This window comes from Nocardia sp. NPDC049737 (assembly GCF_040674755.1).
GTDB lineage: Bacteria > Actinomycetota > Actinomycetes > Mycobacteriales > Mycobacteriaceae > Nocardia.
This window is the reverse complement of sequence record NZ_JBFANH010000006.1, coordinates 236,608-259,631: the sequence shown is the minus strand read 5'-3', so window position 1 is coordinate 259,631 and position 23,024 is coordinate 236,608. Positions and strand designations below refer to the sequence as shown.

The window sequence follows — 23,024 nt, the reverse complement described above, 5'->3', positions numbered from 1 at the left end:
ACGTTAGGGCATACGACCCCGGCAATGCCCCGAACAGCACCGTTTCCTTGCATCGAGCCGTAAATCGCCCCACTGTGATCATGAACCCGATGTGCCCGACGGAGGCAACCATGACAGAGCACACGCTGGCGGAACTGATATCCGAGGATCTACCCCCTGGCATTGCCGCGCTGAGCCCGGAGCACCAAGCCGAACTCGCCCAGGCGGTCGTCGATGCCCGATGGCGGCAGGCCGACGAGCTCAAGGCCGCGGCCCTCGGAATGCTCGACTTTCTGCCGCGTTTCCTGCGTGGCCCGGTCAAGAAGGCGGCCGGACTGTGACGGCGCAATTGCTGAAACTCGCCCGGACACTGGGTGTTCCGGTCGAACAGCTGGCCTATCTGGCCGACGTACCCGATGCGGATCTGCGTGAGTTCCGCCGTCAGGTCACGGATCTGTTCGTGGCCGGACAGGAGGCTGGACTGCATCGGGTTGCCCAGGCGTCCAAGGTGATTCCGACGCCGATCACCGCGAAAATGGTCGCGCGCAGCCGCGGTGCGCTGCTCGCGGCCCGGATGTCGGGCGTGCTCGACCCGTCACACGCGGTAGAGGTTGCCAAGCGTCTGCCGGTCGACTTTCTCGCCGATATCGCCGCCCGACTCGATCCACGCCATTCCGCGGCCATAATCGGTGCTCTGCCCGAGGCGACTATTGTCGCGGTCGGCAAAGAGCTCGCGGCACGCGAAGATTGGATCACCCTCGGCGATCTGGTTGCCTCGATCTCCGATACCGCGGCCCGCGCCACCGAATCCGCACTCGATGGCGTCGCACTCGTCCGCTCGGCCCACCTCGTCGACGATGCCGCACAGCTGGAACGCTTCGTCAACCTGGCTTCTCGAGATAAGATCATCGAAATGCTGTGGGCCACAGCTGAATACGATCTGTGGTCGGAATATCGCGGCGCGCTGGACGTGCTCTCCGAATCCGCGATAGACGCGGTCCGCGCCGCCGCCGAAGAGTTGCCGGTCGAGCAGCGCGATCGCGCGCTGACCGAAATCGCCGATCGGCGTTCTGCTTGGTAACGACGGATCCGACCGGTCACTCGGTGATCGTCGGGCGAGGCAGCCGCGCCTGCGCATCGCGCGGATCGAGTTCCTGATGGCATCGGCACAGACCACGACCGCCTAGGTGTCGTGGTCGCAGGGCTGTGGTGGAGGCGGACACGTTCGCCGAAGGCGGGGCGCTGGATGTCGGCCAGGGCTTCGAGGCGTGTCGGCGGGCATCGCCACCGCGGTCAATGGCAATTGGCGTGCCGCGGAAGCGGATCAGCAGCGATGGGCTGCGCGAATTCGCCGCCAACAGGCTCTGGCAGCTGCGCCGCGGCTTGGTCCGCGACTTCTGGGTGGACGCACAGCCGCCGAAAGCACTAGGCGGCGTTCGTGCCCAGGCGCGGCATCATCGCGGATGCGGTCACCATGACCAAGGCCATCGCGGCGACCGCGAGAAAGACCAGATGCACCGCCGAGGACAGCAGTACCGGAGCCGGGTGGTCGGTGTCGCCGACGCGTGAGTTCACGATCGCGCCGAATATCGCGACACCGACCGAACTGCCCAATGATCGGGCGAACATATTCGCCGAGGTGACCACGCCGCGCTCGGACCATTCCGCCGTCGTCTGCGCCGCGATCAAGGTGGGTGTTGCGACCAGGCCCATGCCGGTGCCGATCACGAAACACGAAGCGGCGACCTGGATCAGCGAGGAATTCTCATCGATCAGCAGCGTGGTTGCGGCACCTATCGTGGCCAGGGTGCTGCCGATCAGCGCGGTCGCGCGAAAACCAATGCGCAGGTACACCTTTCCGGCCTGTGATGCGGCCAGCGGCCAGCCGAGGGTGAGTGCGCCGACGGTGAGACCGGCGATCAGTGCCCCGGTGCCGAGCACACCCTGGGTGAAAGTCGGCACATAGGAGGTCATGCCGAGCAGGATCGCGCCGACCAGCACCGAGACCAGACTGCTGGCGATAATGACCCGTCGCGTGAAAACCCACAGCGGCAGAATCGGATTCGCGGCTCGTCGCTCGACCAGAGCGAACAGCACCAGCACCAATGCGCTGCCGAGGAAGATGCCGATGCCGGTCGGCGACGACCAGGCCCAGGCCTGTCCACCCTCGAGCAAACCGAGAATCAACGCCCCCGCGCCGACGGTGAGCAGTGCCGCACCGAGATAGTCGACGCGCTGCTTGCGGCGAGGGGTGCTCTCCTGGAAGTTACGGACCAGCATCCACCCGGCGAGTGCGGACAGCGGGATATTGATCAGGAAGATCCAGCGCCAGCTGACGTATTCGGCGAACAGTCCACCCAGTAGCGGTCCCACGACCGCCGAGATCGCCCACACACTGGCCAGATAACCCTGAACCTTGGCGCGTTCGGTCAGCGTATAGAGGTCGCCCGCGATGGTCATGGTCATCGGCAAGATGGCGCCCGCGCCGATGCCCTGCACCGCGCGGAAAATGATCAGGCCCAGCATGCTCGTCGCCACACCGCACAGCAGCGAGCCGAGCGCGAAAACCGCGATGCCGAACAGGATTACCGGTTTGCGCCCGACCGTATCGGCAACCTTGCCGTACACCGGAACCGTAACTGCCTGCGTCAGTAGGTAAATCGAGAACAACCATGGGAACTGCGAGAATCCGCCGAGGCTGTCGGTGATGGTCAGCACCGCGGTCGCGATAATGGTGGAATCCAGCGCGACCAGCCCTGTCGCGAGCATCAGCGAAGCAAGGATCGCACCTCGATCGGATCGCAGACCGACGGACGACTCCACTGCCTCGACTGCCACCGACCGGCCCCTCTCCTTCGCTCCACTAACCACCCCGGAGCAACGTATCGCGGCCGCAGCTATTCCCGCACGGAATTATTTCGGGGCCAGGTCGCGATCTGCTGTGCCGTCACCTTGTGGTGGCCTTGTGGCTGGGCACGCATACGTGGGAGCGCCAGGGTGCCGGTAAGAGGGTCCGGTTCCTGAGGCGGTCGTGAGCTTGGTGTGCACGTTCTACTGAATAGTTACGTGCTTGCTGTCGCAGATGCCCTGAAATGGCCTGCTAGATAAGGTGCTGAAACTTCTCAGGTTGTTTATCTACTATTTGTCTCAGTAGTTGTAGCACTGAGGCAAAGGGGCCATGATGCATCGAACAACAACCATGAGCAAGCGCGGTGGAGCACGAGGCAGAGCCCTCGCATTGCTTGTCGGCGTGATCACCCTGGGCACGGTGGTCGGCGCGGGCGAGGCGCTCGCGATTCCGGACGCGCGCTCGGACCACTTGAACAATCGCAGCAGTACCAGCGGTCGCGACACCACCGGCTGGCATCACATCGATCCGTTCGGCTACCACCACGCCCCGCAGAATTCGTTGCGGCGCAACGAACAACAGAACAATCTGCGCGAATACCGCAGCCAGAACGAGTCCGGCACCGATGCCTCCGGCAACCCCACCGGCGGCACGACGACATGGACCCGGGTACCGCGCCCGGACGGTGACGGCTGGACAGTATGCCGCGCCGCGGCAAGGACTTGCTGATGATCACGACTGTGCGAAAGGTCGAGGCATCCACCCTGCTGACGACCGTCGCGGTCACAGTGGGCGCCCTCGAATTCGGTGCCGGGACCGCATCAGCGAGTACCCGGGAACTCGGTGCCGCGACCGCAGCGGCGAGTACCCGAACCGTCGGATCCACTGTCCCCTGTCTCTGGGCGGGCACTACGCACGTTCGAGGCGCGACCGTCGTCGCAGGCGGTCGCGACTTCCGTTGCGAAACCGACAGCCGCGGCGCACCGCACTGGTCGAAGGGCGGGCCGACGAACCGGCCGAGTTCCGTGCCGAACCCAGGTGCGTACGCACATCCGGTCCGGCTGTTCAGCGCGGGCGCACACCAGCCAGGCACCGAATACACCGACTACTGCGTCGGCAACCAGCTCATCGACGGCGCTGACCATGTATACCGGGTGGTCGCGGACAGCAAGGGTGGGCTGCATTGGAAGGCCGCGGGTCCGATTTCGGACTGGACCTTCGATCCCGATTCGCCGCGCCCGGGACCGTCGTCGCGTACCGCGAGTCTGTGCTACGACGGCGGCCTCACCTGATCGCACCTGCGAGATGCGGTGTGGCGCAACGTAAGCGCCACACCGCATCTTTCTAGGGCTGCCAGGTGATCCGACCGCCCTGGAAGTCCTGCGCTTTTCCGCCCTGGTAGTCGTATTCCTCGCCCGTCGGGAATCCGTACCGCCCGGATTCCGCGCCATTGGACACCCACAGATCGCGGATCGCACCCCAGACGACATGTGCACCGGAACGTGGGGACCAATAAATCGCGCCACCGGGGAACAGGTTGTAGCGGCCGTTGTCCGCGCGCGCGGCCGCCTCGTCGGTGAGCGGGAACCCGAGCGCACCGCTCTCCCAGCCGTAGGACCCCCATTTATCGCGGATCGCGCCGCCGATCTGGTGCGCGGCGGTGCCGAGGGACCAATAGATGGATCCGCCCTGGAAAACGTTGTAGTTGCCGAAGCCCGACGGTGTGGACAGCTGACGGGTGACCGGATAGCGCAGCACACCGGTCTCCCAGCCGAGGTCACGCCATTTGTCGCGGATCGGACCGCCGACCTCATTGGCGCCGCTATCGGAATGCCAGTAGATCGAGGCATTGCGCTCGAACGCCTGATACCGGCCGCCGTTGGCGGCATCGAGTTCGGGACCGGTCGGATCGCCGAGCGCGCCGGGGCCGCCCACCTGGTCGTATTCGACCTCGATGGCTCCGCCGACGTCGAACGGACCGACAGGGCGGGCGGTTGCGGTGCCGAGGCCGACGCTCAGCAGCAACGCCAGTGCGGCGGTGGTCGTGAGTGCTGTCCGCGCGGGGCGTACGGTGCGAAATTGCGGCGCCAAATTAACTCCTGAGCAGGTCGTAGTCGAATACGAACTTCGGTGAAGCCGCGAACTGTCGTCAGGGGAGTTGACAGCCCTCTATCCATGGCAGCGCGATATCTGTTAGCCAACCTAGCTATTCCGTGCTTCGCTGAGTGGCTAGCGATAGGGTAAGGCATATGGTCGAGTCGACGAGGATTGTGCTGGCTTCCCGGCCGGAGGGCGCGCCCAACCCGGCGAATTTCCGCATCGAGACCGCGGCACTTCCCGAGCCCGGTGCGGGCGAGGTGCTGCTGCGCACCCTGTATTTGTCCCTCGATCCGTATATGCGCGGACGGATGAGTGCCGCCAAGTCGTATGCGGCGCCGGTCGAGATCGGCGATGTGATGGTGGGTGGCACCGTCGCCGAGGTGCTCGAATCCCGGGACCCCTCCCTCGCGAAAGGTGATGTGGTGCAGGCCTATTCGGGCTGGCAGACGCATCAGATCGCGCCCGCGTCGGGCCTGCGCAAGCTGGATCCGGACAAAGCGCCGATATCGACCGCGCTCGGCGTGCTCGGTATGCCCGGGTTCACGGCGTACTCCGGGCTATTGAAGATCGGGCAGCCGAAGGCGGGGGAGACCCTGGTCGTCGCCGCGGCCAGCGGCCCGGTCGGTTCCGCCGTCGGCCAGATCGCCCGCATCAAGGGGGTCCGGGCGGTCGGCATTGCGGGTGGCCCAGAGAAATGCGCCTATGTGCGTGAAGAATTGGGCTTCGATGCCGCAATCGACCATCGCGCACCGGATTTCGCCGATCAACTGGGGGCCGCGGTACCCGATGGCATCGATATCTATTTCGAAAATGTCGGTGGTGCGGTGGCGGACGCGGTATATCCACTGCTGAATACCTATGCGCGCGTGCCGGTTTGCGGACTCATCGCGAATTATAACGTGACCGGCGCAGCAGCGGGACCCGATCGCCTGCCCGACTTCTACGGTCGCATTCTGACCAAGAGTCTAACTGTGCGCGGATTCATCCAGAGCGAATTCGTCCGGGAGATGTACAAAGACTTCCTGCGCGAGATGTCCGGCTGGATCACCGAGAACCGGGTCCGCTACCGCGAGGACATTGTCGAAGGCCTCGAGCATGCACCGGAGGCGTTCATCGGCATGCTCGAGGGCCGTAACTTCGGCAAACTCGTGGTGCGAGTCGGGTAGCGGACTCGGATCGGACTACACCGGTTGCGGCGACAGCGCGATCTTGGCCGACCGCCCCGGTGTTTCGCTCGCTGCTGCGGCATCGGCGGCGGACTCCAGCGGATAGACGGCCTCCACATCGAGGCGCAGCGCACCGGTCGCCGCCATCCCCACGAGTTCACCGATCAGGCGCCGCATATCCTCGCCGCTGGTCTGCTCGGCCCGCTTGGAGCCCCAAAAGCCCTTGACCACAGCCTGTTTGAAGATCAGCGGACCCGGATTGATGGACAGCGGCTGGCCGGACAGTGCGCCGAACGAAATCAGCTCACCGTCCTGGCCCAGCAGCGAAAGCAGCGCATCAGCTGCCCGCCCACCGACCTGGTCCACGGCGCGCACGATCGGCGCACCCGCCGTCGCCGCGACAGCGTGGTCGAGCCAGCCCTCCGATTCGGTATCGAAGACCGGTTCGAAACCCAACTCCTGCAACGACTTAACGGAAGCTGGGCCGCGAACCAGATTGAGCACATTGAGACCGCGTTGCCGCGCAAGCACATTCACCAGGCGGCCGACCGCACCATTGGCGGCATTGATCGCAATCCAGTCACCGGGCGAAACCCGCAGATCCTCGAGCAGCATCAGCGAACTGAGCGGCATCGCGAGCAACTGTGCTGCCGTCTCATCGGAAATGCTGTCCGGCAGCGGAACCACCTGCGTCGCCTTGGCCAGGAAATACTCGGCCCACACATTGTGGATGCCGGAAACGCTCACGCGCTGACCGACTTCCAGTCCGTTCACATCCGATCCCAATGCATCGATCCGGCCAACGGCCTCGGTACCAGGAACCGCGGGCAGCGCGGGCTTGTAGCCGTAGACCCCGCGAATGGTCGCCAGATCGTGGTTGTGAATGGGCGCGAGGATCAGCTCGATCCGCACCTGTCCGGGCCCGGGTTCGGGCGTCGGCTGCTGTGCGGTGGTGAGCACATCCTTCGGCTCGCCGAAACTTTCAATGACTACGGCACGCATGTGGATTCCTTTCGTCAGTCGTCGGCGAGGGTGACCTGGACGTCGATATTGCCGCGGGTCGCATTGGAGTACGGGCACACCTGGTGCGCCTTGTCGGCGATGGTCTGCGCCTCGGCGGGAGACAGGTGCGGCAGCGAGATCTCCAGGGTGACGGTCAGCTCGAAGCCACCGTCGTCGTTCGGCCCGATGCCGACCTTCGCGCCGACCGCGGAATCGTCGACATTCGCGCCTTCGCGCTTGCCGACCAGGCGCAGCGCACTGTGGAAGCAGGCCGCGTAGCCCGCCGCGAAGAGCTGCTCCGGGTTGGTGCCCACGCCGCTGCCACCCATTTCCTTCGGGGTGTTGAGCGCGACGTCGATCTTGCCGTCCGAGGTGCGGGCGTGGCCGTTGCGTCCGTCACCGGTCGCGAGGGCTTCTGCGGTGTAGAGGGCGGTCATGGCTGACTCTCTTTCGATCGAGGGTGGGACATCAGCGAATCGGCAAGTCGCCGAAGGGTTTCGCGTAGAGCGGTGAATTCATCGGGGGACAGGCCGCTGGCCTCGCCCATTTCTGTTGGCAGGCAACGGGCTTCGGACCGCAATTCGCGGCCGCGCTCGGTCAGTTGGATATCGACGCGCCGTTCGTCGGCCGCTGCCCGGTGACGTTCGACCAGGCCTGCCGCCTCCAACCGCTTGAGTAGCGGCGACAGCGTTCCGGAGTCGAGTAGCAGTACTTCGCAGAGGTCGCCGACGCTGCGGCCGTCGCGTTCCCACAGTGTCAACATCACCAGGTACTGCGGGTAGGTGAGCCCGAGGCGTTCGAGCTTCGGGCGATAGACCGCTGTCATCGCCCGCGACGCGGCATAGAGCCGGAAGCACAACTGCTCGTCGAGGGTGAGGTGATCGGTCATGTCCACTACGGTAGTGGGCAATTAAATTGTGCACAACCCAACTGCGTATGCTCCACGTCACACCCCCTATCGATCCGCTCAGCTGGCGACGCTGCCGCCGCCGATGCCCAGGTAGACGATCATCATTGTGAACAGGAACCAGCCAGCGCCCTGCCAGATCGGCCAACTCCGGCCACGCCGCCACACGCGATAGGTTTGCACGAATGCGCAGATGCCGCCGAGCATCAGCACCACGGTCGGGCCGGTCAGGATCGCGGTTTTAGCGGCGGTGTCACACAGCATCGTCTCCGCGGCCGCGCACGCCCTGCGTTGCGCCGCCCATATCGCGGTGATCACGAAGACGAGCGCGGCCACCACGAGCACCGCCGCCACGTAGATCGCCACCCGGCGAAAGGTCCGCTCGTCCGCCGTCCACCGCTTCTCCAGATCGTTGACCATGATCGATCACCTCAGGGGTGGAGTTGCCGAGGGGCGCCGAGCCAAACGTCGGTCGGTGTCAGGCCTTGCGGCCCACGCCCGCCCAGTACCACGCGGATTCCGGATCGGCCTGGATCGCTCGCACTCGATCCGATATGCCACCGATCAGCTCCGGATGCCAGGTGACGACAGGAACGACGCCCGGTTCGACGATTTCGGTTCCGGCGAATAAGGCTTCGGTTTCGGCACGGCTGCGAGGATTGAATGTGATACCGGCGGATTCGGCCGAGGCCACCACCCTGGCCATGGCGCGGGCGTCGAAATCAGCGGTGGGATGGGTGATCACGAGGTAGCTGCCGGAGGGTACCGATTCCAGCAGGTTCTCGATAATGGCGTGCGGATCGTCGTTATCGCGGAAATACATCATGATCGCGACCAGCATGATGGCGACCGGACGGTTGAGATCCAGAGTCGCGGTCAAGGAGGGATCGCGCATTATCGACGCCGGATCATGCAGATCCGCATGTATGAAGGCTGTTTTGCCCTCATGGGTGCTGGACATGAGCGCCCGCGCGTGCGCGAGGACGATGGGGTCGTTGTCCACATAGGCCACGCGCGCGTCCGATGCGATGGCCTGGGCGATTTCGTGGGTATTACCCGCGGTGGGTATGCCGGTGCCGATATCGAGGAACTGGGTGATGCCAGCGTCGACGATGTAGCGCACGGCGCGGCCGAGGAAAGCCCGGTTGGCTCGGGCCATACGGCGGATCGCCGGAATATGGGTGGCTATGGCATCGCCGAGCGCACGGTCAGCCGGGTAATTATCCTTTCCGCCGAGCCAATAATCGTAAACACGAGCTTCATGAGCCACACTCGTGTCGATTTTGGTCGGCAACCCAGTGGCGGTTTCAGCCCAGCTATCCGGCATGACGATTCCCTCCTGTGGGCGGGGCGGGGTGTCGGGTCCCGCAACCGCCGAGCCGCCCTCGGTCGGCGGCCCTATCCGGCGAATTTTCCTCGCTCAGGATAGGGGTGGCGAACGTCCGGCAGGCTGGGATTCGGGCTGCATTAGGGGATCGATTTCGGTGTGTCGGCTGCGTCACATGATCTTGATGAGGTTGAATCTATGAGGTCAACGCGCTGCAGCGGTTCATTGCGAAGTCTCTTCTTCTCCCGGCACCCCGCATGCGACAAGGAGCATGAAAGTGAGCATGATTCTCGCCGCGTTACACGACACCGTACTAGCCGAGATCAGTAATCCGACACCGGAGGCGCCGCCGATGGCGGACAAACTGATGCAAATGGGCCAGTATTTCACCTGGCTGATTCAGTTGTCCGGAGTCACCGCCATTACCTACGGCGGTGGTCGGTTCGCCTGGGAAAAATGGTCCGGGGGCGGGCTGCAGTCGCCGAAGATGATTGCCAGTGCGATGGCCGGTGGCGCGGTCGCCGCTAGTGCGGGCACGATCATGAATTCCGTGCTTTAGCGACCGCACAGCATCCGTTCGAATCGAGCGCCCGCACGAATAGTCGTGCGGGCCTTCATCGACCCTGAGCGAGGGGATTCGATATGTCGCCGGCCTCGGAACTGGAGCATCGGCTCGCGCTCACCGAAAATCCTTATGGCCCGTTACCATCCGTGCGTGCCGCGCTGCGTGGCGCACGGGTGGCGGCGAACCGTTATCCGGAGTACCTGCCGCGCAGGCTGCCCGGGATGATCGCCGAAAGGCTCGGTATGCCGCCCGAGCAGGTGGTGGTCGGCGCGGGTGCCACCGGGGTCATCACGTATATCCTGCGCGAGTTCGTCGCGCCCGGCGACGGTGTCGTGATGGCCACGCCGACCTTCGACGGATATCCGCTGCTGACCGAGGCCATTGGCGGTCGGGCCGTCGAGATTCCACTGACTGCGGACGGTCATCAGGATCTCGACGCCATGGGCGATGCCATCGATATGCGCACGCGGGTAGTTGTGCTGTGCAGTCCGCACAATCCGACCGGTACCCGCATCGGACAGGCCGAACTCGAGGGTTTCCTCGATCGAATCGATCCGTCCGTCACGGTCGTGCTCGACGAGGCGTACATCGACTTCGTCGCGGTGGCGGATCGGATGGCTACGACTGACCTGACGGCTCGGTATCCGAATCTGGTTGTGACGCGGACCTTCTCGAAGGCGTACGGAATGGCGGCGTTGCGGGTCGGGTATGCGATCGGCGCGGTGCCGGTGATCGCGCGAATTCGACGGTGGCAGTTGCCGTTCCGGGTGACGGCTCTGGCCGAGGCCGGTGTGCGAGCGTGCTATGACGCTGAGGCGGAATTGGCGGTGCGCACCGCGGCGATCACCCACGAATGCGGTCGGCTCACCGAGGGGTTGCGCGGGCTCGGCTTCGCGGTGCCGACGAGTGCGGCGAATTTCGTGTACCTGGATTCCTGCGGCAATGCCGAAATCGACCGGCTTTGCTCGGCTTTCGAGCGCGACGGAATCCAGGTCAAGCATTGCGGCACGGGTATCAGGATCACCGTCGGCAATGCCGTGGCGACGGATGCGGTGCTTGCCGCGTCGCGCTGAACTCCGGTGGGGGTCCGAGGTCACCCGAGCTGGGGACTTCGCCCAATGACGGACATTCGTTCGCGGACCATAGTGGCACTCGTAAAATCCGAAACTACTGATGCTCGTCACCTACCTAGTCGGTGACTATGAGTGGCGTCAACTCGGTGAGGGGGAGTCGCTGCTGTGGGTTTGTCTGCCGCACTCGCCATTGTTGTTCTACTGTGCCAGGGCTCGGCTGGTCGGTGGTTCAAAAGGCCGTGCGCAGCCCAGCGTTAACGGTACGAATAGCGCGGGCGCACGTTCGGCGGGACATGACTGGCCTGTCAGAGCCCCAGGGAGAGGGATGGCAGCTCGGATGGTGACAAGTCCGATTCCACACCACCAATCGCCGGTCGATCCCGATGATCGACGGGTGGCATTGTTCAGTCCGGAATTCGCCGCGAATCCGCACCATTTCTACCGAGAGATGCGTCGACGCTATGGCGCGCTGGTACCGGTTTATCTTGCCCCAGGTGTACCCGCCACCCTGGTGATCGGTTATCGCGCCGCGATACGAATCCTGCACGACCCCGAGCACTTTCCGGCCGATCCGCGGGCTTGGCAGCAAACTGTCCCGGCCGATTGCCCGGTGCTTCCGGTCCTGGAATGGCGTCCGAATGCGTTGCGTAGCAGCGGGATCGAGCATGCACGCTACCGACAGGCGAATACCGCGAGCATCGGCGAGGTCGATCTACACGCGCTGCACGCCACGGTAGAGAGTCTCGCCGCCCCACTGATCGATGGTATGCCCGAGGCTGGCACGGTCGATCTGGTAGACGAGTACGCCTTCCCGCTCGCTTTCGCGGTCGTCAATGCCATGATCGGCTGTCCCCCTCAGATCGGGGAGGAGGTCGCGGCCGGAATCGCGGCGCTGTTCGACGGTATCGACGCCGACAAGGGCAACGTCCTGCTCGCCGAGGCGCTGGCGCGGTTGATCGCGCTCAAACGAGCCGAACCCGGTGACGACATCGCCACCCGACTGATCCATCACCCGAGCAAGCTCGACGATATGGAATTGATCCACCAACTCGTCGTTCTCTACGGCGCGGGGATCGAGCCGCAGCAGAACTTGATCGTCAACACCTTGCTGCTGATGCTCACCGATGACCGATTCGGCGGCGACATACTCAGCGGGAGCCTATCGACCCGCGATGCGCTCGACGAGGTCTTGTTCACCGATCCCCCGATGGCGAACTTCTGCGTCACCTACCCGCGTCAACCGGTTCTGATCGACGATGTCTGGCTTCCGGCACATCAACCCGTCGTGATCAGCATGGCCGGCTGCAATAACGATCCGGCTATCAGCGTCGGTGAACACACCGGCAACCGTTCGCATTTGGCGTGGAGCGCCGGACCGCACGCCTGCCCGGCCCGCACCGCGGCATACCTGATCGCGCAAGACGCCATAGACCAACTCCTGGACGCCCTGCCAGGTATGCGGCTGGCGATTCCCGCCGAGAACCTGACCTGGCGACCCGGTCCCTTCCACCGGGCCTTGTCGGCCCTCCCGGTCATCCTTTCCTAGATAGGGCCGTGCGGCACCGGCCGCACCGCGATGGTGCTCGAGGTCTCGAGTTCGACCGCTATCCGGGCGCTGCCGGTCGCGTCGGCGGTCACTTCTCGTTCCACCGCACCGTGGATCAGATACTGGCCTCGGGGGGTGAGTTGATCCAGTACTAGCGCGAATCGGCCCGGTCCGAGGCCGGGGCAGACGACAGCGTCCAGGCCGTAACCATCGGAAACTGCTTTCGCCACAAGGACATTCGGATGTGGCAAGTCGAAGATCCGAGGCCCTGCGTTCCATTGCGGTGGCCGGGGGCGCGACATCATGTCGGTGAGGGCGTAGGTGCGACCGAGCCCGCCGAGACCCAGCATGCCGTTGGCATGTAAGGAGGCCGCATCGAAACTCCAGACCCCCGGTTGTCGAGCATCTCCGCTGAACCCCAGCTGCTCGGTCGCCGCTGTCCAGAGTTCGGTGCACCACTCGGATTCTCCGCATTCCTGTGCGAGCAGCATTGCCGCTGCGAATGATTCGGCGTTGGTTGCCGCCTGCGAGCCCCAGTCCGCGACGATCGGAGATTCGGATCCGCCGGTGCCGAGGTGCCGGAACCGGTCGGTGGTCAGCCATTCGCGCAGCAGTATTTCCCATGCGCGCCAGGCGAGGTCGGGCAGTAGCGGCGCGACGAAAGCCGCGACCGACGCGGTGGTTGCCGGTCCTCGGAATGCTCGTGCGGTGAAGCCGAGTCCAGAGGCGATGAAGGAGACGATATCGCCATCGGCGGCGGTGAACTCGCTATCGAGGCCGCGTTGGAAGCGGCGGCTGATGTCGGCGGCGTGGCTGGTCCCGACCAGTGCGTCGAGTATCGCGACGCCCGCCGCGCTCACCGCATTGCAATACGGAAAGACCAGGCCGTGCCTGCGGCGGCGGCCGACCGGCAGCGGTTCGCACGGCCACAGGCCGAGGTCACCGCCGAAGTTCCGGATCACGATGTCGTTGATCGCAGGGTGGTCGTAGGCGAATTCCTCGGTGGGGGACCAGGAGAAGGTCAGCGAGCCGGGTGTGTCGAAGCGGCGGTCACCGGTCGCCTGCCCGAACATGGCGAGTTGCAGGTTGAGGTAGCCGGTGAACATGATGTTCTGTGGCACGTCGATCGGATCCGCGCGTCGCGCGCGAAAGTCCCAATTGCCCAATAGATTCTGGTGGTGCCAGTATCCCCAGACCGCTTGGTCCTGCATGCGTGTGAGGACGGCGAGTTGTGCGCGGTGCAGTGGTCCGCGCAAAGCGGGGGTATGCGAGTATCCGTACATCGCCAGTGCCCAGCCGATGGCATTGAGCTGATACCGGTACTGCTGCAACGGGCCCGCACCCTCGGCGTCGAAACCGTCCCAGTTCTCCAGTGGCTGCGCGGCGATGCTCATCAGATATCGCAGCAATCGCAGCTGATCGACATCGGCCTCGGTCACCTCGGGCGTACCCAGCCGGTGGTCGAGCGGCACCGGATTCGTCCGCGCCGAACCTCGCCGCCCGGCCAAATAGTTTTCCCGTTCGATCCCGAGCCGACGAGCGGCACCATGCCGGACGCGCTCACGAATCAACCCGAATGCCGAAAGCCCCACCGCGACAACAGGAGCACCCCACCACACCCATGTCATCGGTCCCGGCATGTCGCCGTGCACCTGCGTCAGCGCCGCGGAGACCGCGGCGGCGAAGAGCACGATCGCCGGCAGGGTCACATAATCCGACCGCGCCACCGAACGGAAGGCAAATGCCCAACTCGCGGCGGCCAGTACGCCGATGAAGGCGGCAATATGACCGGCCACCACGACAAACGTCGGCACGGCCACGACCGCTATTGCGACCAGCGGTGCGACCGCTCCAGCGACCAGCAGACCGCGGCCTCGGCGCACCGCCGCACTAGCGACAGCGACCTCGGCCCAGAGGACCACGGCGTGGCCGACGACAACCTCGGTAGCGAAGGTGTGGTCGAGCGGCGGCATCGCGTACAACAGACCGGCGCCCGGAATGATGAGTCCGGTGCCGAAGGCCCGCCACGCATCCGACAGCCCGAGAGCTTGGGGAAGGACCGCCGCGGCGGTCCAGACCAGCGAGGTGAGCACTAGAGTGCGCCGCAACCATCGGGAGGTCGCGGGTCCGCGCAGGCGAATATTCGACGTGGACTCCTGAACCGGTGCAGCTGTGCTCATGTCGACTCCTGTGGTGTGCGCGCCGCCGCTGGCCGGGTGGGCACGAGAAGGGCTGTCGTATGCGAGGGTTCGACGAGATGCCCGGAGACGGCGATTTCGAGTGGATGACGATTCGGCCGCCGGCCCTGGCGACGGGCTCGAAAGGCGCGGTGGATACGCACACCACGCGGCCCGAACACCAGGAGCCCGGCGAGCAGCACACAGCACACCATGCTCTTCACACCTCTCCATTCCGGTCTGTCGAACTCCAGAATGGGACCATAAGTAGGTCTACGGCATCGGTGATCGCTGTACGAACTTGCGCCACCTGTTTTGTCGCGACGAAATGGGATTGTGTAGGTAGCGACTGTTGATAGGTAATTGCCGAGAATTGTCTATCTATGTGTATTCCCTATTGAACCGGTCGGTGCGTGCCGAGTAGCTTGTTGCCCATCGAGATCAGCTCGTCCCTAGCAGGCACTTTGTACTGTGCTGAGCCGAGTCCAACGAGGTTGGGTAATGAAAATTTGTGATGTCCTCAATTCGGCAATCTGTCGGTTGTGGTGAAAGCGCCGCCGGGCCGGTTGGTGCGCGAGGTTGCGATAATCGGCACCGGAATGATCGGAACATCTATCGCACTCGCCCTGCGTAAGCAGGGAATTCTGACGTATTTGTGCGATCGGGATCCGTATACGGTCGCCATGGCGGCGGCGCGGCGAGCGGGAGTCGTCGGTCTGCCCGCGGCGCCGGTCGATATCGCGGTGTTGGCCGTGCCGTCGAGTGATATCGCGACAGTGCTCGCCGAATGTCAGGTCAAATCGATGGCACATTTCTATACCGATGTCGGCAGCGTCAAAGTGGCTCCTACGGTTGATGCCGAGCTGATCGGCTGCGATGTGAAGAACTATGTCGGTGGTCATCCATTGGCCGGTCGTACGCGTTCGGGTCCGCTCGCCGCGTCAGCTGATGTGTTTCGAGATCGACCGTGGGCCCTCACGCCGGGTGCGGATACGGATCCGGCCGCGATCGACGCCGTTGTCGAGTTGGTCGGTCTGACCGGTGCACACCCGGTCATGATGACGCCGTCCGAGCATGATCGGGCCGTGGCCAGGATCTCGCATGTGCCGCATCTGGTCGCGTCGGCATTGGCGGCGAGCATTCGAGGCGCCGACGATGCGGTGTTGCGGTTGTGCGGCAGCGGGATTCGGGATGTCATGCGATTCGCCGCGGATGAGGCGCCGCTGTCGACGGATATCTTGCGAGCCGATGCGATCGAGGTATCGAAAGTGCTGGCCGAAATCGCCACCGAATTGAACACTGTGGCCGGTTCGATGCGGGAGTTGAGCGCGCGGCCGAGTCGTGGACACACTGATTCGGCTACCGATGTCTTCGCTGCTGGGGGCGGCGGGCGGCTGCCTGCGCGACCTTCTCCCGGGTATCGCTGGGAATGAGGGTGATGATATCGGCTCGCGAGTTGATCATCAGTTTGCTGAAGATCGAGGCGATCTGTGCGTCAACCGTCTTGAACGAGATGCCACGACTTGCCGCGATCGCCGTGTTGGTCCAGCCTGCTGCGGCGAATACCGCCACTTCGCGTTCGGCGGCCGATAACTCGCTCCATTTGGATGGTCGGTGTCGACGGATCGGGTGGTCGAGTGCCAGCTTGTTCAACGACAGAGTGCCGAGCGCCAGTCGAGCCACTTCGTCGAATTCGGTTCGAAGTATCGCTCCTTCGTGTGTGGCGGCTGCGAAGGCCTTGTGTCCGAGCACATCTCGGGCTACCGCAATCGCCTTATCGGTTTCGGTGGCGAACGGTCCGAGGTTGGCGATGTTCACGCCGAGTTGCTGCCGTACCGTGCCGGCACCGCCGACGAGATTCGCGATCTCCGTCGCCAAGCAGAGCACTGAATCGGGTTGTGCGCCATGGTCGACGCGTGCGTCGGCGACCAATCGTGCCAGTGTCCACGTCCGGATATGGACCGCCCAGATCGCTCCCCACTGGTCCCGCATAGACAGTTGACTCCTCAGCGCGGTACGCCCGACGGCCAACGCCTCATGTGGATCACCGTGCTTGGTCAGTGCTATCGCCCAGGCCAATTCGGCCCAGGACTGTGCCCATCCGGCACCCGACCGCGTGGCACGGTCGAGGTAGCGCTGTGCGATCTCCAATGCCTGTGCCGCGGTGCCGAGCAGTCCGGCCGCCAGGGCCTGGAACAATTCGCTCATGGCGGCACCGCCCTCATCGCCATCCGCGCGTAACCGCTCGCGCGCACGTGCCAGGACCACAATCGAGCGCGGATCATCCGCGAAGAGCAGTTCGGTACCCAAGGCGAAGTCGACAGGAGCCGGCAGACCGAGATCGGCCATCGGATCGTCTCGCCAATTCGATCTCGCTGCCGCATCCGTGACGCAGGCGGCGACGCATTCATCGAGCATCTGGGCGGCCTCGTCGTGCACGCCCTGACACGAGGTCAACCATGCGGTCAGCGCCATCGAGGCGGTCTGCAGTTCAATGGGCTGGGGATCGAGACCGCGGGTCGCTTCCAGGGTGCGCATCGCCCACCGGCGGGACTCGCGCAGGGAACCCAGGAAGAACGGAAGACGCAGGGCGATCAACCCGGTCGCGATCTCCAATCCGATCGCGGACTCTCCGGGTGTGATGAGGCTGCTGTCCATCGCGGTGAGCAGGTTGTCCCACGCCGCACGAGCCCAGTCCAGCAACTCTTGCTCGGCCGGGCCGAACCAATCGGCCCCAGCGCGCACGGCCTTGTCCCGGTAGTACCGTCGGTGCCTACCGGCCAACCGTTGCCACTCCGCCCCCGCCGATCGCTCGTTCAGCCGCTGCTGCGCGAAGACTCGCAAGCTTTCCAACAGTGAATACCGGACCGAATTAGGTGTCAGGTGCACCGTGACGAGCGATTGGTCCACGAGACGTTCGAGCAAACCCTCGATCTCGTCGCGAGCGATGCCAGCGCCGTCGTCGTCGGCGCATACCGCCTCGATCGCTTCGAGCTCGGCCCCCACATCGCGCCTCGACGTGCCGTGATCGTCGTCCGTATTGCTGTCGTAACCGGCGGCGAAGACCGACATGCGCTCGAAAAGCAGGCGCTCGTCGTCCTGGCAGAGGTCGTAGGACCAGGCGATGACATCGTGGATGCGCCAATGTCTTTCGTCTGCGCCGACCCGTGGGCCATGCGACCAGCGCAGCCGTCGGTCGTCGTCCTCCCCGCTGAGATCACGCAGGATCATCGGCAACGGTTGCCGCGTCAGCCGGGCGGCGGCCAGCCTGATGTAGAGGGGATGGTTGTGTACATGCCAGCAGATCGAACCGGCGACCGCGGCGTCGTCATCACCCGCGATAGGGTGACCGGTCAACTCCGCTCGGGCGCGGAACAAAGCGAGCGCCTGTTCGCGTGACAGTGCCGGGACCGGCACCAATTGCTCGTCGACCCAGCCGATGGCCTCGCGGCTGGTGGCCAGTACGGTCAGGCCGGGCACCGCATCCAGCAACGCCGCAATCGCCTGTCCGGCACCGTCGAGTACGTGCTCGCAGTTGTCCATCACCAGAATGGTCTGCGGATTGCGGCTGGTGCCCTCGGTCTTGGTCAACTTATCGATCAAGGCATCCCAGGTCGACCGGTTCGAGAAGTCCATGTCGATGATCGAGTGAGCGAGCTCGTCCTCGACCGCCGTCGCATCCGAGCCCGCGGGGAGTCGGGCCAGCCGGACCCAGTGAATCGGCACCCGCCGCGCCTTGTGATAGCGGTGGACGGCTTCAGTCGCGAGCCGGGTCTTACCGATGCCGCCCGTGCCGATCAAGGTAATCAGTCGCGTCGAAGACAGAAATAGGGTTGCGATTTTTTCCAGCTCTCGTTCTCGTCCGACGAAATCACTGGCCGCTGTTGGAAGAGAACCGCTACCGAAGGGGCGTTGCGCTGACACATCGAGCAGAGTAGCCGGTCGGTCCGACACACTGCCAACGAAATCTCGTGAATCCACCGATCTGCGGATGTGTGAAATCTACCTATCAGTTGATGATTGTGACACCGCAGGGTGAGTCGACGTTGCGGGATTCGGCATGCGTCTAGCAAATATTGCGGGTGGGTGGATATACACGAGAGTTGACGGCGTTCGAAAAATGCGTGCTGGCCATAGCCTTCGCTATGTTCGCATCAGCGGTCCATCGTGACCATGTAGGCCGACCCCACGGCTGGATCGTCGGCTAATCAGAGATTGGGCTGGACTAACTGAAAGATTCTTCCGCTGTCGAACTGTCCGAGTAATTTTATGTCATCGATCCGGTCGATATTCTGCACCCGGCGAAAGATCTTATCTGGGGCTGCTCGATATGGAGTTCAGCGACTATATGGCCATCGTGACCACGTCATCCGGTTGATCGGCTATGCTTTTGGTATCCGTTGACTCGATTTATTCATGGCCCATTGCGGATCCTGGTCGAGACATGGACCGGTACGCTCGTGCCGCCCATCGTGTGGCAACAATCGACGCGTCTTCGTAGCCTGGTTCGTCGTGCGAGTCTCTTCGCCAATGCTCTGTGCAAATGCTGACCATGCTGGCGGTGGCAGTTCAACGGTAATAGCGATCCGAAGTGCCAGCACTGCTGAATCGGCTCATTACGCCGCACCTCGGCCAGCAATCGTAATTCACCCCGGCGGGTACTGATGTCGGACCACTACCTAACTGCGGAGACTCATGTGGAGATATTTCGTTCGTGCGCATCGTCGAACTTTATGAGCGGAGCGGCGGAAAGGTTGGATGGCATGGCGGATCGACCGCTGACTTCTATCGCGGCGCCTATCGGTATCGCCCATATCGCGGCTGCCCCAGGGGGTACTGATGCGCTGCACAGGCGAGTTCATGAGTTGCGGTCCATGGGTCTGGTTTTCGCGGCGAAGGCCATCGAGAAGGAGATGGCGGATTTGGGGATAGCGCAGTCTGTGCCCCGGTGACTCGGAAATTAAGTATCAGCAAGATGGGCTCCGGCCCGGCAATCCGCCCCGAAGCGTCCGGGCGTGGGCTTGGCGCACCCCGTTACCGATGATTCGAAGCTACCTATCCGGTCATGCTTATCGAGATCTGTCTGCCCGAACGCAACCTGGAGTGTGGCTGTGAGTCGATCGCTATGGATCGATCCGCGACTGCTGCGTACCCGGGGGGCCGCGTTCGAGGAGATCGGCGATGAGGTCCTGCAGGTAGTGCAGCGGTTGGACGCAGTGCTGTCCGCGGAGGGCCGGTGGTGGGGCGATGACGATGCCGGTGCGGAGTTCGGGAAGTCCTATGGGCCGGATGCACAGCAGGCTGTTGTCGCCCTTCGCGATATGGCCAAGGTGTTGCGCGGTTTCGGCAGACAGGTGACGGAGGCGGCTGACACTGTCGAGTCCGCGGATCAGGCCGGTGGCAGTTCAGTGGGAGACACCGCTGCGGCCGCCGACAATGTGGTGCGTCCTGCCGAGGAGGCTGGGGTCCCCGAGTCCGATCATGCGTCGGCCGCCGGATCGCCTCCGCTGCGCTCTCCGGATTCGCATTCTTCGTCCGCAACGCGAACTGTCAGGGCGCAAAACGAGCCGGAGCTCCGGATGGACACGCGTGGTGAAGTGCGTATGCCAGCGTCAGGCGCCGATCCGTCCGTTGGCACGGCGGCGCGCCCGCGGGCGGATCTACCTGATGTCTCCGACGGTGCTGACAGCCACGTTGCCGACAGTGCTGTTGGCCGTGCCGAGGGGCTGCAGAGGCAGCGGTGGTCGGAACCTGCTCGTGCTTCCGCGCCGGGTGTCGGTAATCCCGATCGACCTGTTCACCCGGACGTGCCGACGGCCGTACAGCCTGGGCGTGAGCCGTTGGGACGCGGTGTTGTCCCGACGGGCCGGACCGGCGCGCGCGCACCCGTGGTGAGTGCACGCGGGGATCGGAAGCCTTCGGCCACGCCTTGGTCCGGGGCCGAAAACCCGGCAGGCCGGCCGTCTCCACTCGCCGGGCCCGCCCGCGAGGGAAAGCCCACACCGGAGAAGAAGCCCGCGAGCGCCCGACCGCGGAGTCGAGGTGAGGGGTCCTCGGTTGCGGCAGGTCCGACGACTCGACCGCGGACCGGGAACGCGATCATGCAACTGGCACAGCAGTTGTCCGAGCGGCACGGTGTCGAGGGGTCGGGCTTCGAGGCCTCTGACCTCGATGCGGCCGTGGTGGGAGAGTTTCTCGCGGCGATCGATGACGTGCTGACGAGGCATCGACTGATCGATATCCGCGGCATTGCGATCGGGACTGTCGCCGAGGGGCGCGTCGTGTGCGTGGGCCGGGCGCGGACTACCGATGCGGATGCGTCGGCGTACTCGTGGTCGGTAACCCTCGATGGTGGACTGGCGGCCGATCCGGAACGGCTCGACGAGATCCTGCGGAACCAGCGTCGGCCGGGTGCCGCCGTCGCGCAGGCGGATACGCGAACCGTGTATGCGGCCACGGTTCGGGAATTCGGTCGCGCCTTCGACCTCGCTGGTGCGGGGCAGGCACGGAATCGGGCGCAGCGGATCTTGATCGGCGAGTATTTGCGCGGCGACAGCGGCTACCACAATGCCGGACTCGCTCGGGTGGTGGCCGGATACAAGCGTTGGCGTGACCAGTTGAGCGGTGCGAGCTTCGACAACGGGCAGTTCGACGCCGGTGCGGCGCTGGCCGACGCCTTCACCGACGTGATGCTCAACGGGGACAAAGCCACCGAACCAGCGAAGACGCTGTGTGGTCTGCTCACCGACACCGCGGCACAGGTGTCGGTGGCGCGCGGTGGCGTGCAGGAGCGGTGATCGGCTGCAGCAGTGGGGAATTCGAATTGAGGTTGGTCGTATGAAGCAGTCTGACGCCGACGGCGCGCACACCGACCGGGAGTCGCTGTCCACTGTGCAGACCGTCGACGACGAGATGACGTGTTCGGCGAAAGAGGTCGTGGCGGAGGTCGCGGAGTCGGGCCCGCCCGGGTGGCGGTCGATGACGGCGGTCTTCGCACTGACGGTTGCCGAGGAGACGGTCGAGATCGTTTTCACCGTGGATGACCGGTCCGTGCAGGTGGATCCGCCGGAGGCGCTGCTCGCCTCGGTGCGGCGGCTGCGGGAGCTGTCGGCGCGGCTCGAGTATGGGCCGTGGTGGCGGCTGCTGGTCTGGTCGTCCGATGGTGGCGAACCCGAATTCGGTTACGACTACGGTGACGAGCCGTTTCCGGACGGTCAGATGTTCGCGCCGGAGGTGTATCGAGCCGATCTTGCGGAGTATCCGCGGGATCGGCTTCCGGTGTGGCTGGCGGCCTATGTCGGTCACGGCGACCGGCAGACGCGCAGCCCGCGGTCGGCGGTTGCCGCGGTGCGCGCCGATCGGGCCGCCGGGGTACGGCCGGTGCCGATGGAGAATCAACTGCCCAATCTCCCGGCGCTGTGGGCGAGATGGGCGGTTTTGTCGGCGGCGTTCGTCGCGGTCGGATCGCAGTTGGGGCCGCGCATACTGCCGTCGCTGGGCTGGTTCGAGAGTTCCCGGCGGGCTGGTTCGACTCTCTATGTGCTGCCCGGGGGGCGTGCGGTGCTGTCGGGCGGGGTCTGGGATCCGCCGGAGCTGGATGCGGTGTACAACGGGGACGCGCCGATGCCGAGTTTCTATGCTGGAGCGCCGGATTGGGTGGCGGACTCGGTGCTGAATCCGCGGGCCGCGGCTGGACTGCTGTCGTTCTGCTACTGGTGGGAGCAAGGGCAGTGGTTTCGGGGGGAATCTCCATCGCCCGAGCAGTGCGGTTCGGCGGTTCCGGGAGTATGGACCGCAGGCACCGTGGTCGACATCGTGACGCGCCTGGTGCCCGATGCGCCCGAGCCACGGGTGCGTGCCGCGGCCGATGTGCTGGTGCCGGTCGCGCAGGCGGGGCTCGTTACTCGGACGACGGTGACAGATGTTTTCGGCGATGCGGACGGTTTCGACATCGACGCTGCGCTGTATCAGTTTTCGATCGCGGGCGTCACGGCCAGAGAAGGGCAGCGCGAGATGTCGGCCCAGGATGCTATCGACCGTATCCGTACCTACATCCTGGATCAGGGACTTGATACCACCGGCTATCCGCTCGCTGAGTTGACCGCGGAGCGCGTCGAGGTCGGCTGGATGGTGTACGTGCCGGTGCCGCGTGGTGAGATCGCGATCGGCCGGGCGATCTTCTATATCGCCGACGACGGGGTGGTGGAACATTCGACGTCCTCGATCGCACCTTCGGTGTATGTGACCGGTTTCGAACAGCGCTACCGGCGCCGTCTGGGGTCACTCGCCTGACCTCGACCAACGAGATGGTTCCTGGACAGATAAGCGGAGGGG

Annotated in this window: 20 protein-coding genes; 11 read left to right on the top strand and 9 right to left on the bottom strand. The window is 64.4% G+C overall.

All coding sequences use genetic code 11. The annotated features are described in order from the left end of the window. Positions 1 to 110: 110 nt before the first annotated feature. Together AB0J47_RS11460 and AB0J47_RS11455 are read left to right on the top strand one after the other, a co-directional pair. Complete coding sequence (locus tag AB0J47_RS11460) at positions 111 to 320, top strand: hypothetical protein (RefSeq protein WP_364343768.1); 210 nt, start codon at positions 111 to 113, stop codon at positions 318 to 320. Continuing rightward, positions 317 to 1,060: a hypothetical protein gene (locus AB0J47_RS11455; protein WP_364343765.1), complete on the top strand. Its 744-nt coding sequence runs from the start codon at positions 317 to 319 to the stop codon at positions 1,058 to 1,060. The genes AB0J47_RS11460 and AB0J47_RS11455 overlap by 4 nt, the downstream gene beginning before the upstream one ends. Before the next feature lie 344 nt (positions 1,061 to 1,404). On the opposite strand, the gene AB0J47_RS11450 is transcribed toward AB0J47_RS11455, so the two are convergent. Then, positions 1,405 to 2,817: an MDR family MFS transporter gene (locus AB0J47_RS11450; protein ID WP_364343762.1), complete on the bottom strand. Its 1,413-nt coding sequence runs from the start codon at positions 2,815 to 2,817 to the stop codon at positions 1,405 to 1,407. 343 nt (positions 2,818 to 3,160) lie between these two features. Here AB0J47_RS11450 and AB0J47_RS11445 point away from each other — a divergent pair, with 343 nt between their 5' ends. Continuing rightward, on the top strand, positions 3,161 to 3,556 hold the full coding sequence (locus tag AB0J47_RS11445; RefSeq protein WP_364343759.1) for a hypothetical protein: 396 nt from the start codon (positions 3,161 to 3,163) through the stop codon (positions 3,554 to 3,556). Beyond that, positions 3,556 to 4,119, top strand: a complete 564-nt coding sequence (locus AB0J47_RS11440) for a hypothetical protein (protein WP_364343756.1) — start codon at positions 3,556 to 3,558, stop codon at positions 4,117 to 4,119. Before AB0J47_RS11445 ends, AB0J47_RS11440 begins: the two co-directional genes overlap by 1 nt. Positions 4,120 to 4,171: 52 nt before the next feature. Here the strand turns inward: AB0J47_RS11440 and AB0J47_RS11435 are convergent, their stop codons facing one another. Beyond that, the gene (locus tag AB0J47_RS11435; protein ID WP_364343753.1) at positions 4,172 to 4,918 is read right to left on the bottom strand and encodes a hypothetical protein; all 747 of its coding nucleotides are present in this window, start codon (positions 4,916 to 4,918) and stop codon (positions 4,172 to 4,174) included. Positions 4,919 to 5,076: 158 nt separating this feature from the next. On the opposite strand from AB0J47_RS11435, the gene AB0J47_RS11430 reads away from it, so the two are divergent. Further along, positions 5,077 to 6,093: an NADP-dependent oxidoreductase gene (locus AB0J47_RS11430; protein ID WP_364343750.1), complete on the top strand. Its 1,017-nt coding sequence runs from the start codon at positions 5,077 to 5,079 to the stop codon at positions 6,091 to 6,093. 15 nt (positions 6,094 to 6,108) lie between these two features. Here AB0J47_RS11430 and AB0J47_RS11425 read toward each other — a convergent pair whose 3' ends face one another. From AB0J47_RS11425 to AB0J47_RS11405, 5 genes are all read right to left on the bottom strand, one after another. Then, positions 6,109 to 7,095 (bottom strand): zinc-binding dehydrogenase, encoded by a 987-nt coding sequence (locus AB0J47_RS11425; RefSeq protein ID WP_364343747.1) that lies wholly within the window; start codon positions 7,093 to 7,095, stop codon positions 6,109 to 6,111. A 14-nt stretch (positions 7,096 to 7,109) separates the two neighbouring features. Then, positions 7,110 to 7,532, bottom strand: a complete 423-nt coding sequence (locus AB0J47_RS11420; RefSeq protein WP_040695933.1) for an organic hydroperoxide resistance protein — start codon at positions 7,530 to 7,532, stop codon at positions 7,110 to 7,112. Next, positions 7,529 to 7,984 (bottom strand): MarR family transcriptional regulator, encoded by a 456-nt coding sequence (locus AB0J47_RS11415; protein WP_364343743.1) that lies wholly within the window; start codon positions 7,982 to 7,984, stop codon positions 7,529 to 7,531. Before AB0J47_RS11415 ends, AB0J47_RS11420 begins: the two co-directional genes overlap by 4 nt. Positions 7,985 to 8,062: 78 nt before the next feature. After that, a complete protein-coding gene (locus AB0J47_RS11410; protein ID WP_364343740.1) occupies positions 8,063 to 8,422 on the bottom strand; it encodes a hypothetical protein in 360 nt (119 codons plus the stop codon). Between the two features lie 58 nt (positions 8,423 to 8,480). Further along, a complete protein-coding gene (locus tag AB0J47_RS11405; RefSeq protein WP_364343737.1) occupies positions 8,481 to 9,329 on the bottom strand; it encodes an SAM-dependent methyltransferase in 849 nt (282 codons plus the stop codon). A gap of 283 nt (positions 9,330 to 9,612) precedes the next feature. On the opposite strand from AB0J47_RS11405, the gene AB0J47_RS11400 reads away from it, so the two are divergent. From AB0J47_RS11400 to AB0J47_RS11390, 3 genes are all read left to right on the top strand, one after another. Then, the gene (locus AB0J47_RS11400) at positions 9,613 to 9,888 is read left to right on the top strand and encodes a hypothetical protein (RefSeq protein ID WP_364343858.1); all 276 of its coding nucleotides are present in this window, start codon (positions 9,613 to 9,615) and stop codon (positions 9,886 to 9,888) included. Positions 9,889 to 9,971: 83 nt separating this feature from the next. Beyond that, complete coding sequence (locus AB0J47_RS11395) at positions 9,972 to 10,967, top strand: aminotransferase class I/II-fold pyridoxal phosphate-dependent enzyme (RefSeq protein WP_364343734.1); 996 nt, start codon at positions 9,972 to 9,974, stop codon at positions 10,965 to 10,967. Between the two features lie 337 nt (positions 10,968 to 11,304). Next, positions 11,305 to 12,513: a cytochrome P450 gene (locus AB0J47_RS11390; RefSeq protein WP_364343731.1), complete on the top strand. Its 1,209-nt coding sequence runs from the start codon at positions 11,305 to 11,307 to the stop codon at positions 12,511 to 12,513. Here AB0J47_RS11390 and AB0J47_RS11385 read toward each other — a convergent pair. Continuing rightward, positions 12,510 to 14,693: a hypothetical protein gene (locus AB0J47_RS11385; protein WP_364343728.1), complete on the bottom strand. Its 2,184-nt coding sequence runs from the start codon at positions 14,691 to 14,693 to the stop codon at positions 12,510 to 12,512. The genes AB0J47_RS11390 and AB0J47_RS11385 overlap by 4 nt on opposite strands. Before the next feature lie 539 nt (positions 14,694 to 15,232). Between AB0J47_RS11385 and AB0J47_RS11380 the strand changes: the two genes are divergently transcribed. Next, positions 15,233 to 16,123, top strand: a complete 891-nt coding sequence (locus AB0J47_RS11380; RefSeq protein ID WP_364343725.1) for a prephenate dehydrogenase/arogenate dehydrogenase family protein — start codon at positions 15,233 to 15,235, stop codon at positions 16,121 to 16,123. Here AB0J47_RS11380 and AB0J47_RS11375 read toward each other — a convergent pair. Continuing rightward, complete coding sequence (locus AB0J47_RS11375) at positions 16,050 to 18,614, bottom strand: AAA family ATPase (protein WP_364343722.1); 2,565 nt, start codon at positions 18,612 to 18,614, stop codon at positions 16,050 to 16,052. The genes AB0J47_RS11380 and AB0J47_RS11375 overlap by 74 nt on opposite strands. Before the next feature lie 2,177 nt (positions 18,615 to 20,791). Here AB0J47_RS11375 and AB0J47_RS11370 point away from each other — a divergent pair. Continuing rightward, complete coding sequence (locus tag AB0J47_RS11370; protein WP_364343719.1) at positions 20,792 to 21,487, top strand: hypothetical protein; 696 nt, start codon at positions 20,792 to 20,794, stop codon at positions 21,485 to 21,487. Between the two features lie 40 nt (positions 21,488 to 21,527). Continuing rightward, positions 21,528 to 22,982, top strand: a complete 1,455-nt coding sequence (locus AB0J47_RS11365) for a hypothetical protein (RefSeq protein WP_364343716.1) — start codon at positions 21,528 to 21,530, stop codon at positions 22,980 to 22,982. Positions 22,983 to 23,024: the final 42 nt, after the last annotated feature.

Coding starts and splice junctions, on each gene's coding strand:
- AB0J47_RS11405 (WP_364343737.1), bottom strand. CDS start 9,329: ATGCCGGATAGCTGGGCTGAAACCGCCACTGGGTTGCCGACCAAAATC.
- AB0J47_RS11460 (WP_364343768.1), top strand. CDS start 111: ATGACAGAGCACACGCTGGCGGAACTGATATCCGAGGATCTACCCCCT.
- AB0J47_RS11410 (WP_364343740.1), bottom strand. CDS start 8,422: ATGGTCAACGATCTGGAGAAGCGGTGGACGGCGGACGAGCGGACCTTT.
- AB0J47_RS11415 (WP_364343743.1), bottom strand. CDS start 7,984: ATGACCGATCACCTCACCCTCGACGAGCAGTTGTGCTTCCGGCTCTAT.
- AB0J47_RS11425 (WP_364343747.1), bottom strand. CDS start 7,095: ATGCGTGCCGTAGTCATTGAAAGTTTCGGCGAGCCGAAGGATGTGCTC.
- AB0J47_RS11400 (WP_364343858.1), top strand. CDS start 9,613: ATGATTCTCGCCGCGTTACACGACACCGTACTAGCCGAGATCAGTAAT.
- AB0J47_RS11385 (WP_364343728.1), bottom strand. CDS start 14,693: ATGAGCACAGCTGCACCGGTTCAGGAGTCCACGTCGAATATTCGCCTG.
- AB0J47_RS11395 (WP_364343734.1), top strand. CDS start 9,972: ATGTCGCCGGCCTCGGAACTGGAGCATCGGCTCGCGCTCACCGAAAAT.
- AB0J47_RS11440 (WP_364343756.1), top strand. CDS start 3,556: ATGATCACGACTGTGCGAAAGGTCGAGGCATCCACCCTGCTGACGACC.
- AB0J47_RS11430 (WP_364343750.1), top strand. CDS start 5,077: ATGGTCGAGTCGACGAGGATTGTGCTGGCTTCCCGGCCGGAGGGCGCG.
- AB0J47_RS11420 (WP_040695933.1), bottom strand. CDS start 7,532: ATGACCGCCCTCTACACCGCAGAAGCCCTCGCGACCGGTGACGGACGC.
- AB0J47_RS11370 (WP_364343719.1), top strand. CDS start 20,792: ATGCAACTGGCACAGCAGTTGTCCGAGCGGCACGGTGTCGAGGGGTCG.
- AB0J47_RS11445 (WP_364343759.1), top strand. CDS start 3,161: ATGCATCGAACAACAACCATGAGCAAGCGCGGTGGAGCACGAGGCAGA.
- AB0J47_RS11365 (WP_364343716.1), top strand. CDS start 21,528: ATGAAGCAGTCTGACGCCGACGGCGCGCACACCGACCGGGAGTCGCTG.
- AB0J47_RS11390 (WP_364343731.1), top strand. CDS start 11,305: ATGGTGACAAGTCCGATTCCACACCACCAATCGCCGGTCGATCCCGAT.